The 1,165-nt window shown below is 58.5% G+C and carries 1 protein-coding gene; it reads right to left on the minus strand.

Translation table 11 applies throughout. The features are described 5' to 3' along the window. Positions 1–1,165 (minus strand): elongation factor Tu (tuf, locus tag IEX40_RS21975; RefSeq protein ID WP_188752412.1); only part of this gene is annotated, 1,165 nt, incomplete at both ends.

The raw sequence follows: 1,165 nt of genomic DNA on the forward strand, positions 1-1,165 counted from the left end.
GCGCCAACGGTACGGCCACCTTCGCGAATCGCGAAGCGCAGACCTTCTTCCATGGCGATCGGGTTGATCAGGGTGACAGACATCTGGATGTTGTCGCCCGGCATAACCATCTCAACACCTTCCGGCAGCTCTACCGCACCAGTGATGTCGGTAGTACGGAAGTAGAACTGCGGACGGTAGCCCTTGAAGAACGGAGTGTGACGACCGCCTTCTTCCTTGCTCAGAACGTAGACTTCGCCTTCGAACTGAGTGTGCGGAGTGATCGAGCCCGGCTTGGCCAGGACCTGACCACGCTCAACTTCGTCACGCTTGGTACCACGCAGCAGCGCACCAACGTTCTCGCCTGCACGACCTTCGTCCAGCAGCTTGCGGAACATCTCAACACCAGTACAGGTAGTAGTGGTGGTGTCCTTGATACCCACGATCTCGATGGAGTCACCCACTTTCAGGATGCCACGCTCGATACGACCGGTAACAACGGTACCACGACCGGAGATGGAGAAGACGTCCTCGATCGGCATCAGGAACGGCAGGTCAACCAGACGCTGCGGCTCAGGGATGTACTCGTCCAGGGTTTCAACCAGCTTCTTAACAGCGGTAGTGCCCATGCCGTTGTCGTCTTCGCCGTTCAGCGCCATCAGCGCAGAACCGATGATGATCGGAGTGTCATCACCCGGGAAGTCGTAGCTGTCCAGCAGCTCGCGCACTTCCATTTCGACCAGTTCCAGCAGCTCTTCGTCGTCGACCATGTCGGCCTTGTTCAGGAACACGACGATGTAGGGTACGCCTACCTGACGAGACAGCAGGATGTGCTCACGCGTCTGCGGCATGGGGCCGTCAGCAGCAGAACATACCAGGATCGCGCCGTCCATCTGAGCAGCACCGGTGATCATGTTCTTGACGTAGTCGGCGTGTCCCGGGCAGTCAACGTGCGCGTAGTGGCGAGTCGGGGACTCGTACTCTACGTGCGAGGTGTTGATGGTGATACCACGCTCGCGCTCTTCCGGTGCCTTGTCGATACCGTCGAAGGCAACGGCTGCGCCGCCCCATACTTCTGAACATACACGGGTCAGAGCCGCAGTCAGGGTGGTTTTACCGTGGTCAACGTGACCGATGGTGCCGACGTTGACGTGCGGCTTGTTACGTTCAAATGATTGCTTAGCCA

The sequence above is a fragment of the Marinobacterium zhoushanense genome (assembly GCF_014641945.1).
Lineage (GTDB): Bacteria > Pseudomonadota > Gammaproteobacteria > Pseudomonadales > Balneatricaceae > Marinobacterium_D > Marinobacterium_D zhoushanense.